The sequence below is a fragment of the Paenibacillus sp. FSL E2-0178 genome (assembly GCF_038593005.1).
Taxonomy (GTDB): domain Bacteria; phylum Bacillota; class Bacilli; order Paenibacillales; family Paenibacillaceae; genus Paenibacillus_AQ; species Paenibacillus_AQ phytohabitans.
Map to the genome: position 1 here is coordinate 3,601,558 of NZ_CP151953.1, position 15,284 is coordinate 3,616,841.

13 protein-coding genes are annotated in these 15,284 nt (G+C 54.6%); 7 read left to right on the forward strand and 6 right to left on the reverse strand.

Features of this window, described 5'->3' with window-relative positions:
* Nucleotides 1-53: 53 nt before the first annotated feature.
* Nucleotides 54-956: a DUF6612 family protein gene (locus tag MHI42_RS15740; RefSeq protein ID WP_342424396.1), complete on the reverse strand. Its 903-nt coding sequence runs from the start codon at nucleotides 954-956 to the stop codon at nucleotides 54-56.
* Nucleotides 957-1,166: 210 nt separating this feature from the next.
* Between MHI42_RS15740 and MHI42_RS15745 the strand changes: the two genes are divergently transcribed.
* A complete protein-coding gene (locus tag MHI42_RS15745) occupies nucleotides 1,167-2,624 on the forward strand; it encodes an amidase family protein (RefSeq protein ID WP_342424397.1) in 1,458 nt (485 codons plus the stop codon).
* Nucleotides 2,625-2,642: 18 nt separating this feature from the next.
* Here MHI42_RS15745 and MHI42_RS15750 read toward each other — a convergent pair whose 3' ends face one another.
* Together MHI42_RS15750 and MHI42_RS15755 are read right to left on the reverse strand one after the other, a co-directional pair.
* Entirely contained in the window at nucleotides 2,643-2,963 is a 321-nt protein-coding gene (locus MHI42_RS15750; protein ID WP_052421675.1) for a YciI family protein, read from the reverse strand.
* A 13-nt stretch (nucleotides 2,964-2,976) separates the two neighbouring features.
* Nucleotides 2,977-3,534: a DUF1273 domain-containing protein gene (locus tag MHI42_RS15755; RefSeq protein ID WP_342424398.1), complete on the reverse strand. Its 558-nt coding sequence runs from the start codon at nucleotides 3,532-3,534 to the stop codon at nucleotides 2,977-2,979.
* A gap of 248 nt (nucleotides 3,535-3,782) precedes the next feature.
* Here MHI42_RS15755 and MHI42_RS15760 point away from each other — a divergent pair, with 248 nt between their 5' ends.
* The 4 genes from MHI42_RS15760 (at nucleotide 3,783) to MHI42_RS15775 (ending at nucleotide 8,767) form a co-directional block, all read left to right on the forward strand.
* Nucleotides 3,783-4,529 carry a hypothetical protein gene (locus tag MHI42_RS15760; protein WP_342424399.1) on the forward strand — a complete coding sequence of 249 codons (747 nt, stop codon included), beginning with the start codon at nucleotides 3,783-3,785 and terminating at the stop codon, nucleotides 4,527-4,529.
* Between the two features lie 254 nt (nucleotides 4,530-4,783).
* Nucleotides 4,784-6,448, forward strand: a complete 1,665-nt coding sequence (locus tag MHI42_RS15765; protein WP_171720680.1) for a spore germination protein — start codon at nucleotides 4,784-4,786, stop codon at nucleotides 6,446-6,448.
* Between the two features lie 32 nt (nucleotides 6,449-6,480).
* Entirely contained in the window at nucleotides 6,481-7,584 is a 1,104-nt protein-coding gene (locus MHI42_RS15770; protein ID WP_342424400.1) for a GerAB/ArcD/ProY family transporter, read from the forward strand.
* On the forward strand, nucleotides 7,577-8,767 hold the full coding sequence (locus tag MHI42_RS15775; RefSeq protein WP_171720605.1) for a Ger(x)C family spore germination protein: 1,191 nt from the start codon (nucleotides 7,577-7,579) through the stop codon (nucleotides 8,765-8,767). The genes MHI42_RS15770 and MHI42_RS15775 overlap by 8 nt, the downstream gene beginning before the upstream one ends.
* Before the next feature lie 63 nt (nucleotides 8,768-8,830).
* Here the strand turns inward: MHI42_RS15775 and MHI42_RS15780 are convergent, their stop codons facing one another.
* Nucleotides 8,831-10,861: a beta-galactosidase gene (locus MHI42_RS15780; protein ID WP_171720606.1), complete on the reverse strand. Its 2,031-nt coding sequence runs from the start codon at nucleotides 10,859-10,861 to the stop codon at nucleotides 8,831-8,833.
* A gap of 118 nt (nucleotides 10,862-10,979) precedes the next feature.
* Between MHI42_RS15780 and MHI42_RS15785 the strand changes: the two genes are divergently transcribed.
* Nucleotides 10,980-11,816 (forward strand): helix-turn-helix transcriptional regulator, encoded by an 837-nt coding sequence (locus MHI42_RS15785; protein ID WP_342424401.1) that lies wholly within the window; start codon nucleotides 10,980-10,982, stop codon nucleotides 11,814-11,816.
* A 77-nt stretch (nucleotides 11,817-11,893) separates the two neighbouring features.
* Here MHI42_RS15785 and MHI42_RS15790 read toward each other — a convergent pair whose 3' ends face one another.
* Nucleotides 11,894-12,805, reverse strand: coding sequence for a LysR family transcriptional regulator (locus MHI42_RS15790; protein ID WP_171720608.1), 912 nt, complete (start codon nucleotides 12,803-12,805; stop codon nucleotides 11,894-11,896).
* 153 nt (nucleotides 12,806-12,958) lie between these two features.
* Between MHI42_RS15790 and MHI42_RS15795 the strand changes: the two genes are divergently transcribed.
* The gene (locus MHI42_RS15795; protein WP_342424402.1) at nucleotides 12,959-13,192 is read left to right on the forward strand and encodes a hypothetical protein; all 234 of its coding nucleotides are present in this window, start codon (nucleotides 12,959-12,961) and stop codon (nucleotides 13,190-13,192) included.
* Nucleotides 13,193-13,213: 21 nt separating this feature from the next.
* Here MHI42_RS15795 and MHI42_RS15800 read toward each other — a convergent pair whose 3' ends face one another.
* Nucleotides 13,214-15,247, reverse strand: a complete 2,034-nt coding sequence (locus MHI42_RS15800; protein ID WP_342424403.1) for a beta-galactosidase — start codon at nucleotides 15,245-15,247, stop codon at nucleotides 13,214-13,216.
* Nucleotides 15,248-15,284 lie beyond the last annotated feature (37 nt).

The following is a 15,284-nucleotide window of genomic DNA, read 5'->3' on the forward strand; positions in this document are numbered from 1 at the left end:
GAGGACCCGGTGTACGGGTCCTCCTGTTCTGCCTGTTCTTTAATTGGGGCCGGTTACTGGGTTGCCGGCATTTGAGCCTCTTGCGCCTCCAGAGCTTCCTGCGGAACCTTGATCTCCGTGATTTTGTTATGATCGCTAATGGTTGCCTTCATCTTCATATCCATCGAGACGGTCTGTTCACCGCTGCTCATATCCATGACCAGATTAACATCCGATGAAGTCGGGAAATAAGTCTTCTTGTCCACGGTGTAAGCGATGTTCATGCTCTTGATATTCATCTGCTCCATCATCGCAGTCATCTGGCTGTCTACACTGCCGCTCTGGTTCAGATAGCTCTTCGCCAGATTCTTCACTTCTTCGCCCGATACTTCAGCTGTTATCAGATAATTGTCACCTTCCTCGGTGATTTTCGTCTGGTCAGCAATTTGGTTGAACTGCTCCAGCTGCTTCTCAGGATTTGCAGACTGCTGCATGGCAGCGGTCAACTGCTCAGTCATCGCAGCCGGCATCTTAACCCACTGCCCGTTCGTCAGCGAGAAGAAGCCGTCTGCGGTTACGTACTGCTCCATCTTCTGTTCTCCCTGGCCTGCCAGAGTCATAACGATCTCCTGATGCATTTCCAGCGGATCTTTAGTATATTCAGCGTTCACTGCCATCTCAATGGCCTGTTCCTGATTGGTTTCGCCCTGCTTCACCACCATATTCTGCTGAATTTGCGAGTTCATGGCGAAGCTCTTCAATTCCGATTGTGCAGCAGCCGTCTTCTGCAGCAGTTCCTCCAGAGCCGGAACGCCGGCGGATGTCTGTTCGGCTGGGGCTGTAGTGGCGGTTGTACCGGCAGTTGCTGCCGGGGCTTCAGAAGCATCAGCAGCCGGCTGAGCCGTTTCATTGTTGCCGCATGCGGTTAAGGCAGCAGACAGAATAACCCCCATGAATAATGCAGTCCATTTTCTCAAGTTGTAATCCTCCTAATCGTTATTGGCAAGATGTGTGAGTGCATGTCAACTATTAACCACAGGAGATACGCCTCTAACATTTCTTTAAGAACTAACATGGACTGTAAGAGTAACCCGGACAGCAAAAACAACACTATGAAGACAGGGAAAACTATGGTTAGATGAAGGAGAAAACCTAAAAAACCTAGAGGGAAAGAAGCGTGAACCCGCATGAGTTTTGAAATCGTAGAGGCTACCCTACCGGAGATTCAGGCCGCTCTGGATTCCGGAGAAATCACTTCCAGACAATTAGTCCTTATGTATCTTGAACGCATTGCAGATCATGACAAAAACGGCCTGACGATCAATTCCGTGCTGGAGATTAATCCGGATGCGCTGTTCATCGCTGAATCCCTGGACGTGGAACGACAGCTTCAGGGGCCCCGGGGACCGCTGCACGGTATACCGGTATTGCTGAAGGACAATATCAACACAGGGGATAAAATGCATACCAGTGCGGGTTCGCTGGCTTTGGCGGATTCCTTTGCGCAGGAGGATGCCTTCATTGTTACCAGGCTGCGCGAAGCCGGGGCGATTATTATGGGCAAGGCCAACATGACGGAATTCGCCAATTTCATGACGAACGGCATGCCCTCAGGCTTCAGCTCCCGGGGCGGTCAGGTGCTTAACCCTTATAATATCTCCACGCCGACAGGCGGCTCCAGCGCCGGATCTGCAGTGGCGGTTGCCTGCAATTTCTGCGCCGTGTCCGTAGGAACGGAAACCTCGGGCTCGATCCTCAATCCCGGCAACCTTGGATCGGTCATCGGCATCAAGCCTACTGTGGGAATGATCAGCCGCTCCGGCATTCTTCCGCTCTCCAATACGCAGGATACCGCCGGACCTATGGCGAGAACCGTCCGCGATGCTGTACTTCTGCTGAATGCCCTGCTTGGACAGGACGACAGCGATGCCTCAATGGGTACGAATACAGGCAGACTGCACGCGGATTATACGGTCTTCCTCGATGCAGACGGCCTGAAGGGTGCGCGCATCGGGATTCCGCGGGATTATTATTTCGAGGAGCTTACAGACGAACAGCTCGCGCTGTTCAATGCTTCAGTGGACAGAATGCGCGAGCTCGGGGCGACCATTATTGATCCGGCAGAGATTACAACTGCACGGGAGATCAGTTACTCCTCTGTAGTGCTGAATGAATTCAAGCTCTCACTTAACGCCTATTTGGCAAAACTGGGCCCGGGCGCTCCCATGCGAACCCTGAAGGATATCATTGATTTCAATCATGCCCATCCGGTAGAAACACTGAAGTTCGGGCAAGCCACCCTGCTGGATGCCGAATACACAACCTCCGGCACCCTCACGGAGCCGCAGTATCTGCGCGACCGTGCGACGGATCTGCGGCTCTGCAAGGAACTGGGTATCGATGCGACTATGCGGGAGCATCAGCTGGATGCCCTCTTGTTCCCGGCTGACTTCGGTGCAAGAATTACGTCCAGAGCCGGTTATCCGTCTATCGTAGTACCATCAGGATACACCTCAGCCGGTGCTCCCTTTGGCGTAACCTTCTCGGCACGGGCCTATGAGGAACCGGTGCTCATCCGGCTGGCTTATGCCTACGAGCAGAATTACAAGGTCCGCAAGGCGCCTTCGCTGCAGAGCTTCATCTAAAATTTTCTTGTAAGCCGCCTAATCGGCGGCTATGCCCATGTGCCTGTTGCCTTCATGGGACAGGCCCCAGGTGCGTAGTTCATAGCTGCGGATACCTGACAGTACATAAGGGTCCCGCCCGGCAATCTCAGCTGCCTCTTCACGGGAAGCGGCGCGGATAATGACCATTCCGCCGGGACTGTCACTGAAGGGACCGCACAGCACCAGCTGTCCGCTGCGCTCCAGCTCCTGCAGATGTCTGACATGCGCCCGGATGATATCCATATCTCTGCGGTCCTGTGCAGTCGGGCTCAGCAATATTACATAACAAATATCCTCTTCAGCCTGCTTTTCACTCAACCTGCTCTCCTCCTCATTCGTAACCGCGCTGGCTCTCTTCGTCGGCAATGTTCTGAATCTCCTCGGCATGCATCAGATAGAGTTCATAATCACCTTCAGCGTGCAGCTTCATTGCCCGTTCCTTGGTGAATTTCGCACTGCCTTCCGCAGCATCCTCATCGTAGAACAGCAGAATCCCGTCGCTTTTGCGGAACAGCAGATCATCTCTCGCCCTGAACTGCCAGCTGCCGTCATAGGGTGCATTACTCACAGCTCCGTAGTAGTCTGCTCCGGCAATAATACGGCGGTATTCATTCTGCTTCTCTTCCTTCCACTTCTCTTCCGGGGCGGCATGGGCTGTAATAATCCCCAGCTTCAGTCCGGGGTATTGCCGTTTCAGCTCAAGCACAACCTCGCAGGCCCATAGATCGACGCCGTATTGGCCGGGAGTGATAACCCACTCTACCCCCTCTTCTATCAGCGGAGCGAGCCGGTTGGCGAGCGCCTTCTTAATATAAGGAATACCCTGATGTTTGCTGTCGTAAATCCCGAGCTCATGCGCGCGGTAGCCTGTTACCAGTAAGGTTTTCATGTGCTGCCTCTTTCCTGAACGCTTCATTCCTGTTCTCTGTCATATCCACTCTATTATGCATTATATAACATTTCACCAAGCGAAACTTCCGGGAAAGCTCTGCCTAACTTTAAGCTTGCTTTCAGGAGCAGCTGATATATTGTCCTTCAGGACAGTGTTAAACCTAATCCCAGGCTTTTTATGCCAGCTTTATACGACAACAGGCGATGAAGTTTATACACACCATACAGTTTAGGAGGACTATGGATATGAAAAAACATGTGCCTTATATGATGGCCGGCAGCCTGCTTGCTGCGATCCTGCTTGCCGGCTGCAGCTCGGATACAGCTCCGGCGGCAGCAACCTCGGGCGATACTCAGACAGCCCAGACCCAGAGCGGCAGCAAGGCGGCTCAGCCGGACGGGACTGCCGGGGCAGGCCAGAACCGGATGGACCGGGCCGGAATGAATATCGGCAAAATCAAGAGCATCAGCGGAAACACCATCACGCTCTACACCGCTGATATGCCGGCACGGCAGCAGAACGGCGGAGAGGGAACTGCGCCGGAAGGCGGGGCAGCGGCTCCCGGCAACGCGGCAGGCGGCGCCCCGGCGGAGGGGCAGGGTACTCCCCCTGAAGGCGGACAGCCCACAGACGGGGGAGGCAAAGACGCTGCGCAGGGCGGCGGACGTCAAGGCGGCGGCATGATGGGTGGCGGCATGATGCAGAACTTCTCCGAAGAGACCACCGATATCACAACAGGAAGCGATACCCAGTACGTATCGGTCACCTTCGACAACGGCGCTCAGACGGAGACTGCACTTTCCTTGTCCGATCTGAAAGCCGATGACATCATCCAATATACGCTGAAGACGGATACCACCGAGGCTGAGAAAATCACGCTCAGTACAGGCGGCTTCGGCGGTGGCGGAATGGGCGGCGGCGGACGGGGACAGGGTCAAGGCAAGGCACCGGCAGGCGATGCTGAGGCAAGCGGCACGGCTACCGGCAAGTAACAGTAAGAGCCGGCCTCCAGTAGTCCGGTGACCCGGTGACTCGGTTTTCGGTAATTCCGGAGGCCGTTAGCGGGCGGAAAGGCGGCCCCCGTCATTCCATTAAATTCTTATCTTAAATAAAAACCGGAGGCGCTTCCACAGGAGCGCCTCCGGTTTTTATTTATATTTTTCAGAGAAATGACTAAATCGAAGCAAACTTTGGAAAACTTCATGAACACGGATTCTTAATTTCTGCGGCTGGGGGGATGATCAGATTGCTCGCTTCCATTGTATCCTATATACCCGGCTGGGCAATCTTTGTTCAGGCGGGTGTTGCGCTGCTCGTTCCGCTTGTCCTCGGATACTTGTATAAATCATTGTACCTGCTGGTAGGGAGCGGACGGGGGCAGGCTGGCTACGGCACCAGGACCGTTCCCCGTTCACAAGCACAGTCTGCAGCCGGGGCAAAATCGGGCACACCGGCTTCAATCCCCTTCAGCGGCAACTATACTACCGACCTGCTCGCGGTGCAGAAGGCTATCGGTGCCAACAGCGACCTGCATATCCGGGAATTCACAATCGCGAATGGCGGAGGCCGGGGAGCACTGATCTACGTAGACGGCATGCAGAATGACAGGATTCTTAATATGCGGATTATGCAGTTCCTGATGTACGAGATACCCGCCGGCCCGGTGTCCTCTGCAGAGATTGCCAACCAGCTGCTGCCCTTCAGCCAGCTTAATGAAGCGGACAGTGTGGAGAGCTTCAATAAATCTGTCCTCTTCGGCCACACGGCCCTGCTGATTGAAGGGTTGCCCGGCGGTCTGCTGATTGAGCTGCCCGGAGGAGCCAACCGCACGATTGGGGAGCCGGTCTCTGAAGCCCTGCTGCGCGGGCCTAGACTGGGCTTCTCTGAAGTATTAAGCGAGAACACCTCCATGCTCCGTCGCCAGGGCTTCAGTGACCAGCTCGAGATGAAGACCTACCGGGCAGGCAACACCATTCAGCGGGATATAGTTCTGGCCTATATGAAGGATATCGTTAACCCCGAGCTGCTGGAGGAGGTTACGAACCGCATCCGCAAAATCGATATCGATTTCCTCGCCGAATCCGGCTATATCGAGCAGCTGATTGAAGACAACTATCTCAGCCCTTTCCAGCAGGTCCAGAATACTGAACGGCCGGACAGGGTCATTAGCGCTCTCCTGGAGGGACGGATTGCTATTCTGCTGGACGGAACCCCCTTCGCACTGATTGTACCGGTAACCTTCAGTATGCTGCTGCAATCGCCGGAGGATTATTATGAGCGCTGGCTTCCCGGCACACTGCTGCGGCTGCTCCGTTTTGCAGCCGCCTTCCTGGCGCTGATGGCCCCGTCCCTGTATATCTCGTTCATCTCCTTTCATCCGGGGCTGATACCGACGGAGCTGGCAATCACCATCATCAAGACCCGGCAGGGCGTCCCCTTCCCTTCACTGATTGAAGTACTGATTCTGGAAATTGCCATCGAGATTCTGCGGGAAGCCGGCATCCGGCTGCCGAAGCCCATCGGCCCGGCCATGGGTATCGTCGGCGGTCTGATCATCGGCGATGCCGCCGTACAGGCGGGCATCGTCAGTCCGTTCCTGGTTATCGTTATTGCCGTAACCGCCATCTCATCCTTCTCCATTCCGATGTATAGCGCCGGCATTACGCTGCGGCTGCTGCGCTTCGCCGGTATGCTGTTCGCAGCAGTACTCGGAATGTACGGCACCATTCTGTTCTTCCTGCTGATCTGCTGCCACCTCACCAAGCTCAAAAGCTTCGGTGTGCCTTATCTGACGCCGGTATCCCCTTTCCGGCTGAGTGACTGGAAAGATCTGTTCCTGCGTGCTCCGATGGCTCTGATGAAACGCAGACCGGTGATGATGAAAACCAAACAGGATAAACGAAAATCATAACCGCGCCTGCGCGCAAGGAGGAAGAGGACTTAATGTTCGTACGCACCGATGATAAAATCACGGCTACACAAGCAGCCGTTTTCTTGAACAATACATTGCTTGGCGCGGGGATTCTTACGCTTCCGCGCAGTGTGAGCGAATCTGTCAAAACCCCCGACTCCTGGATATCCGTCCTGCTGGGCGGGGCCATTGTGATGCTGGTTGTATTCATTATGGTGAAGATCAGCCAGCAGTTTCCGGGCAAAACTGTATTCCAATATGCCGCGCAGATTACCGGCCGGGTATTCGGCGGAGGCCTGTGTGTGCTGCTGGTGCTTTATTTCATCATTATTGCCGGCTTTGAAATCCGCACGCTGGCCGAGGTCACCTTGTTTTTTCTGCTGGAGGGAACCCCCATCTGGGCAGTTATTCTTCCTTTTCTCTGGCTCAGCACCTATCTGGTATACGGAGGTATTAACTCTATTGCCCGGGTCTTTACGATTGTGTTCCCGATCAGTATTATGATCCTGCTTATTTCCTTTATTCTCAGCGTGCGGCTGTTTGATATCAACCATCTGCGTCCTGTGCTGGGCAACGGATTGCCTCCTGTGTTCGCAGGATTGAAATCCACAGTGCTCGTATTCACCGGCGTAGAAGTTACGATGACACTTGTAGCGTTCATGGAGAAGCCCAAACTGGCGGTCAAAGCTATGCTTGGAGGCCTCGCAATCCCGCTGGGACTCTATTTCCTGACCGTGGTCATGGTTATCGGAGGCATTTCCGTTGATTCCGCCATCACCAGTACCTGGCCTACCATCGATCTGATGCGCAGCTTCGAGGTACCCGGTTTTTTCTTCGAGCGTATGGAATTCCCGTTCATGGTCATCTGGCTGATGCAGATGTTCTGCAACTTCAGCAGCTTCTTTTTCCAGTCCACGCTTGGCATTTCACAGATCTTCAAGATTAAGATTCATCCGATTATTTATGCTATGGTTCCGGTTCTGTTCCTATCGGCGATGCTGCCCAAATCTATGACCGACCTATTCGCTTTCGGGGATGCCATCGGCAAGATGGGGATTGTCCTGTTCCTGCTGCTGCCTGTGCTGCTCTCGGTTATCTGGCTCATCCGTGTGAAGGGGCTGAAGCAGCATGTATAGTCGAAGATTCCTCCTTATACTGTGCTGTCTGATGCTGCTCGCCACTCAGACCTCCTGCTGGAGCAGCAAGGAGATCGAAGATTTGGCCTTATACGCCGGCCTGGCTTTGGATACCGGGGAGCTCACCCCCACGGAGCAGGCGCTGGAGGAACAAGGCGCGACTTATCCCAAGCGGAACAAGATTACAGTTACCATTCAGATGGTTCCTGCTAATTCCGTAGGCGGCATAGAAAGTTCGGATACCAGCAGCGGCTCTCCCTATCTGAACGTGACAGGAACCGGAGACTCTGTACTGGAGATCTTCCGCCAGTACTCCATCCGCCGTGAGCGGCCGATTATCGGGCATCACCTCAAGGTTATTGTGGTTTCCAGCGAGCTGCTCAAGCAGCAGAAAATGAATCAGTTAATGGATTTCGTGCTTCGTGATAATGATATCCGCCCCAGTACGATGGTATTCCTGAGCCAGGGCCGGGCAAGGGAGACACTCGTCTCCAAGGAAAAAAATGAAATCCCTGCCTTTCATATCCGGGATATGATCCGTAATCAGAAGAGGACCAGCAAGCTGATGGATCCGGTGATTTTATCCAAAATGGACGCCCTGATGTATTCCAAACGCAGTTATGCGCTGCAGAACCTGGTGACAGCCAATGGCGAAGTAGAATTCTCGGGTGCCGGTATTATTAAAGGAGATACAGGTCACTGGGTAGGAATGCTGAATCAGGAGGATACCGAATGTCTGTCCTGGCTCACCAACGAGGGCAAGACCGGGGTCATCAAAACCTACGACTGGAACAATCAGCCGATGACCTATGAAATGAAGGCCATGAAAAGTAAAATCACTGCCGTCACCGACGGCGGCAATCTGGCCTTTGACGTTAAAATCACAACGGAAGGAAGGCTCAGCGAAACCTGGAACGCCGAGGAATACCCTTCCGCCACAAAGCACGCACAAAAAGCAGAAAAGCTGTTCAAGGAAAAGCTGGAGCAAATGATGCAGGCGCTGATTCAGAAGCTGCAGTCCGACTACAAGGCCGATGTCGCCGGATTCAGCGACAGGCTCAGTATCCAGAAGCCGGCATTATGGAGAAAGTCAGAGGATCACTGGGATGATGTATTCAGCCGGACCCCCATTCATATCAATGTTGATCTGAAGATTACAGACTTCGGCTCTTTTACCAATTAGAAACGGCAAAATGCCGCCGCCCTAAGGACACGGGCGGCGGCGTTGCATTATGAGATATTGAATTTACTGTTTATCCGACAGAATCATTACTCCGCGGCCCGGAACTACAGTGGAACCGCTGCATTTCTTGCCTGTCAGCAGATCTGTCCGCTCGCCGGTGCCGATATCTGCACTAAGCTCCTCTGCGGAATGATTCAGCAGGAACAGGTAGGATACGCCCTCCTTCACCCGCTGAACGGATTCAATGCCTTCCGGCGCACTCACCAGCGGGGCAATGCCATTCTCTGCGCTCACCGTAGCCAGGAATGCGCGCAGGAATGCAGCATCGGGACTGGTGGCTACATAATAGGCTTTGCCTTCGCCGAAGCGGTTCACGGTCAGGGCCGGCATCCCCTTATAGAAGTCAGTGCCGTACTGTGCAAGTACCTCCGCACCTTCAGAATGAATCAGATCGCAGAGCAGACCGCAGGAATAAGAACGGTTAAGCTGACCCCATTCCTGGTTCATCACAATTTCATTGCGCATATCCGGCAGCAGGGCATCAATCTCTTCAGCCCAGATGCCCAGAACCTTGCGCAGCTCGCCAGGGTAGCCTCCAACGGTAACCAGATCGTTCTCGTTAACGATACCGCTGAAATAGGTGGTAATGAACGTTCCGCCCGCTTGAACGAAAGCTTCAACCTTCGCCGCGAATCCCGGCTTGATCATATACAGGACCGGTGCAATTACAACCTTGTACTTCGTTAAGTCCTCTTCTACGCCAATCATATCCGCTTCAATATTCTGCTGATACAGTGCATCATAATAGCTGTGAATTTCCTTCACATAATCCAGTGCAACGGTCGGGCCGCTGGAGAGATCAAGCGCCCAGCGGTTCTCCCAGTCATAGACAATCCCGATCTGCGCCGCGCTGCGTGCATCCAGCAGCTCATCACCCAGCAGCTCCAGCTCCCGGCCAAGCTCGGCACATTCACGGAATACCCGCGTATGCTCATGTCCCACATGCTCAATGACCGCACCGTGATACTTCTCGCACGCACCGATCGACCGGCGCAGCTGGAAGAACAGCACCGTGTCCGCACCGCGCGCCACCGCCTGATAGCTCCACAGGCGCATCACGCCCGGACGCTTCACGGAATTGTACGGCATCCAGTTCTGCTGGCTTGGCGTCTGCTCCATCAGCATGAACGGCTGGCCGTTCTTCAGCCCGCGCATAAGGTCATGCGTCATAGCTGTATGGCTGACCGGTGTATCCAGCGCCGGATAGTTGTCCCAGGAGATAACATCCATATATTTGGCCCATTCGAAATAGTCCAGCTCCGGATAGAAGCCCATCAGGTTGGTGGTAATCGGAATATTCGTGCTATGCTCCTTGATCGCAGCATGCTCAAGCTTATAGCATTCCAGCAGACTGTGGGACATGAATCTGCGGTAATCCAGCGAAATCCCCTGGAAGTTCGTCCGGTTGCCGTTCCACTCTTCGCTGAGCTCGTTCGGGACTACGATCTCTTCCCAGTCATAGAAGGTATGTCCCCAGAAGCGGGTATTCCAGGCTTTGTTCAGTGCATCAAGCGAACCGTAACGCTCCTGCAGCCAGACGCGGAAGGCCGCTTCAGACTGCTCGGAATAATCATATCCGCCGTATTCATTGGAGATATGCCAGATCAGCAGCGCCGGATGATCCTTGTAGCGTTCCGCCAGCTTGCCGGCGAGCCGTGCAGCATATTCGCGGTACACCGGGCTGTTCGGATTGGAGTTATGGCGTCCGCCGAATTTGCGCTTTCTGCCCTGGACATCCACCCGCGTAACCTCTGGATAGCGGTGAGCCATCCAGGCCGGATGCGCCCCGGTTGCAGTAGCCAGACATACATAGGTTCCATTCTTATATAGACGGTCGATTAATTCATCCAGACCGCTGAAATCATACGTATCTTCGGACGGCTGAAGCGTTGCCCAGTTGAACACATTGATCGTAGCGACATCGATCCCTGCCAGCTTGAACATCCGTTCATCCTCTGCCCATACCGGGGCATCCCACTGCTCCGGGTTATAATCTCCACCATACCAGATCTTCGGCAATTTCTCGTTGATCATACTTTGCACATCCTTTATAGTATAAGTATATTCTTATTTTAAGCATTAAACTAAGCGCTTTATATATAAAATAAAAAATCAATCATATAATAATATGGAACTACAGGAGTTGACATTTATGCCAGTTAGCACCGTGCGCAGAATCGTGTTCGCCCAGGAGAGCGGCCAGCAGCTTCCGATTACCCTGGATAGTATGGGCTATAACCCCGATCAGGAGAAAGTCTCCCGCCCCCAAGGCTATCATACCTACCACTGGCTGCAAACCGCGTACGGTGAAGGAATCATTCATTTCGACAACAAAAAAATAACACTCGCCGAAGGCAGCGGCATTCTCCTGATGCCGGGTATACCGCACGGCTATGAATCCCTCTCTTCCGAGGTATGGTGCACCTATTATCTCACCTTCGGCGGGACTTCAGCCCGGCATATTCTGGATTCGCTCGCGATGAATACCAATCTTCTGTACCGCTGGGAGAATGAATCGCCGCTCCGCCATATGCTGAAGGACATGCTGGACCGCCATGACACTTCCGGAGACATGTTCAACCTGGGTGAATCGACCGACGCCTACCGTTTCCTGCTGACGCTGAACAAGTACGGGCAGCTGCACAATAACACAGCGATCTCCCGCAATGTGGACAAGCTGCAGCCGCTGCTGAAATGGATGGACAGCCACTACGGCGATCCCGAGGTTGGTCTCTATGATCTCGCGGCCCAGCTTGATGTATCGGGGCGTTATCTGAACAGCCTGTTCCTGCAGACGTTCGGCCTCTCCCCTTATGCCTATTTCGTCCGGCTGCGAATCCGCAAGAGCAAGGAGCTCCTTGTCACCCAGCCTGCGCTTACGGTAAAAGCAATCTCACAGCGCGTCGGCTTCCGCGACGTCAGCCACTTCGTGGCTACGTTCCGCAAGCAGTCGGCGATTACGCCGGAGCAGTTCAGGAAGCTGCATTAATCCATCTCCAGACATAAACAGCGGCACCCGCAGCTAAGCCAGCCGGGGTGCCGCTGTTTGATTATATAGCTGTTAATTCACAGCTCTGCCGCTGTGTCCGCCGTCATATCTGCCCCGCTCACCGCTTCAGGCAGCCCAGCCTTAAGCTCTTCTATAAACTCCCGGAAAGCGCTCGTCATATAGAGGTCGCGCCGCCGGATGAACACTGTCGGAACCTCCGCATACTTCTCCGGAAACGGATAAATGCGGATCCCTTCCGTTACATTCATCCGGGTGAAATAGGATAAAGGCAGCACCGCATAGCCAATTCCCGCTTTCACACAGCCGAGGAGTCCCTCCATCGTCCCGAATTCCATCACCTTGCCCAGCCGGCCGCCCTCTTCGGCGAGCCATTTCTCCAGCCTGCTCCGGTACAGGCACTCTGAATTCAGCATCAGCAGTGTCTTGTCATGCACAGAGCGGATGCCCTGATAATCCATCGTATCCGGAATCACAAGGCCGATCCGCTCATGGATGAGCAGCTCCTGGACAATCTCCGGATGCTCCACCGGTCCGTCCAGAAAGGCGCCGTGCACGGTATGCTGCAGGACAGAATCAATAAGCTCCCCCGCCCGTCCCACCTGCAGATGAACTTCAACATCAGGGTAACAGACCCGGTAAGCGGACAGGATAGCAGGCAGCCGGACAGCAGCCGTCGTATCCGAGCCGACCGTAATCGAGCCTTTGGGCACCGGTGAATCCAGCACCGCCTGTTTGGCTTCGTCCAGCAGCTTAAGAATCCTGACCGTATATTCCATGAACGTCTGTCCCGCTGAAGTCAGCGTGATCCCCCGGCTGTGCCGGTAGAAGAGCGGAGTCTTCAGCTCCTGCTCCAATTGCTGAATTCTGGCTGTCACATTCGACTGCACATAGTTTAGGCTTTGGGCTGCTTTAGAGATACTACCTTCTTCAGCAACCGCCAGAAATACTTTTAGAAGACCCATATCCATACCGCATCTCTCCCCCGGATCACCCATCAGCCGCAGTGATGGCCACCATCATTTCCCTTCATTATACATGATCCGCTGCGCAGATTATGATGGAAATATAAAAGAAACATGCTGTCTCCGCCGAAGGGCACACACGAATAAGGAGTGATAACCATGGGAAACAAACAATGGAATTTCAAGGTCCCCGGTAACCCGGAGGGTAAAGAATTAGCTATAGCTTCGGATCAAATCACAACGGTCTATGACCTGCTGGACATGCTCCGGCAAGAAGATCCTCAGACTCCGCCGAAGGACCAGCCTGCAGGAATGAATCCTCCGCAATCCAGAGCCGTGGTCATCCCCTTCCTCTCGCGCATGCTGGACAAGAGACGCCATCCTTCCGCCTGAGTATCAGTACCCCGCCAAGCTTCAGCCTTCAGTCTCCAGAATCTCTACACCATACGCCGCAAGCTCTACCGGGCCAGTCATCAGGGTACCGGTAAGAGCGCTGAGGTAAAGCTTGTCTAGCCCTACTGTCTGAGGCGTCCGGCTGAGATTCAGCAGGAACAGCAGCTCTCCCTTGTCTCCTGTACGTGTGAAGGCCTGCACGCCGTCCGGCAATTCAGGGAACAGGGGAAGACCCGCTTCCGGTGCAAGATCACCCAGAAGCTTCACCCAGTAACTCTCCTCCGCATGGGTGCCGATATAATAAACCCTGCCCGCCCCGAAGCGGTTCACCGTAACCGCAGGAGCACCTGCAAAGAAATCATCCTCATACCAGACGATCGGCTCAGCTCCCTCCGGCCGCAGAATGTCGCACCACTGGCTGCATTCATACCGGGTTCCGTCAGAGCCGCGAAGCAAATGGACCTCGCCTCCCACCGGATCATATTCCTCCACCGTTACGCCCGCCGCCCGGGAGAAGAGTCCCGGCAGCGGCTGCATCACACAGATGTTGTTCATATTCTTCACACCGCTGCGGCTGGTAAGAATTACTGTTCCGCCTCCTGCCGCAAAGTCCTCCAGCAATTGCGCGGCTGCTTCATCATGCAGATACAGGCTGGGGGCAATCACCAGCTTGTATCCCTCCAGCGGCTGCCGCCAGCCGATAACATCACAGCCAATGCCAAGCCTGGTCAGTGCCCGGTGGTACTGCTTGATGTTCTCATAGTAGTCCAGCCCTTCCGCCTGGGGCTGAATCCGCAGCGCTGCCATCTGCTCATGCGAATATAGGATAGCCGCCTGGCTAATTACGCGGCTCCCCTCCAGCAGCGGAGCCAGTTGGTTCACTTCACCGCATAACTGGGCGAATTCAGCAAATCTCCGCCCGGGTACATTGCTGTGGTCGATCAGCCCGTGCCAGAACTGTTCCGCCCCGGCAGCTGCGCTTCTCCAGCGGAAATGCACCACGGTATCCGCACCTCTGGCAATCGCCTGCCAGCTATAGGCGCGGATGAGCCCCGGATAAGGCGTCCGCCACATCGGGAACCAGCAGCCCGGCGGGCCGCTGAGCTGCTCCATGATCCAGAAATTGCGGCGTTTGATGCCGCGGGTCAGATCCAGGGATAACGCCCCGCTGTAAGGCGCGGTAGCCTGCTTCTGCGGCGAGGGGTTCGGATAATAGTCGAAGGCTGCGACATCAAGGTCCTCAGCCAGCCCGTGCATATCCAGCCGCTGCGGATAGCTGTGGAAGTTGTGGGTGATGAAGTGCTGCGGGCAGACCGCGCGCAGCACTTCTGTCTGCGTCTTCTGGAAGGCAACCGCTGCCTCCCACTGGAAGCGCTGGAAATCCAGCAGCATGGAGGGGTTCTGGAATGGCGAGCCGCCATAGGGTACCGTCAGTTCATCCCAGCTGCTGTACTCCCCGCTCCAGACGACTGTTCCCCACTCTGCATTCACCTGTTCAGTTGTGCCGTATTTCTTCTGAACCCAGCTGCGGAACGCCAGATTGCAGCTGTCACAGTGGCAATCCAGCATGCCGAATTCATTGTCTGTCTGCCAACCGGTTACGGCAGGATGACTGCTATAATGCCGGGCCAGCGCTTCAACAATCCGGGTGCCATACTTACGCAGCGATACGCTGTTGTAACAGCGGTGTCCGCGCACTCCCGGATGGTACACGCCTCCATCCGCATATACGGGCAGCACATCCGGGTAAGCAGAGGTCAGCCAGCGCGGCGGTGTTGTTGTCGGCGTCCCGATGACAATCTGAATCCCGTACGCATGGAACAGCTCCAGCGCCCGGTCCAGCCAGGTGAAATCAAACTCCCCTTCCGCCGGTTCAAGCCGGCTCCAGGCAAATTCCGCGACCCGGACTACTTTGACTCCGGTTTCCTTCATTAGCCTGATATCGCTCTCCCACATAGACTCGTCCCAGTGCTCGGGATAATAGTCCACACCGATCTGCACCTTGCTGTAGTTGTTCAGCTCCATAACCTCCATCAGCTCCCTCTCCTCATTCATGCACAGACACTTTATAAATAGAGTATATCTCAGCCAG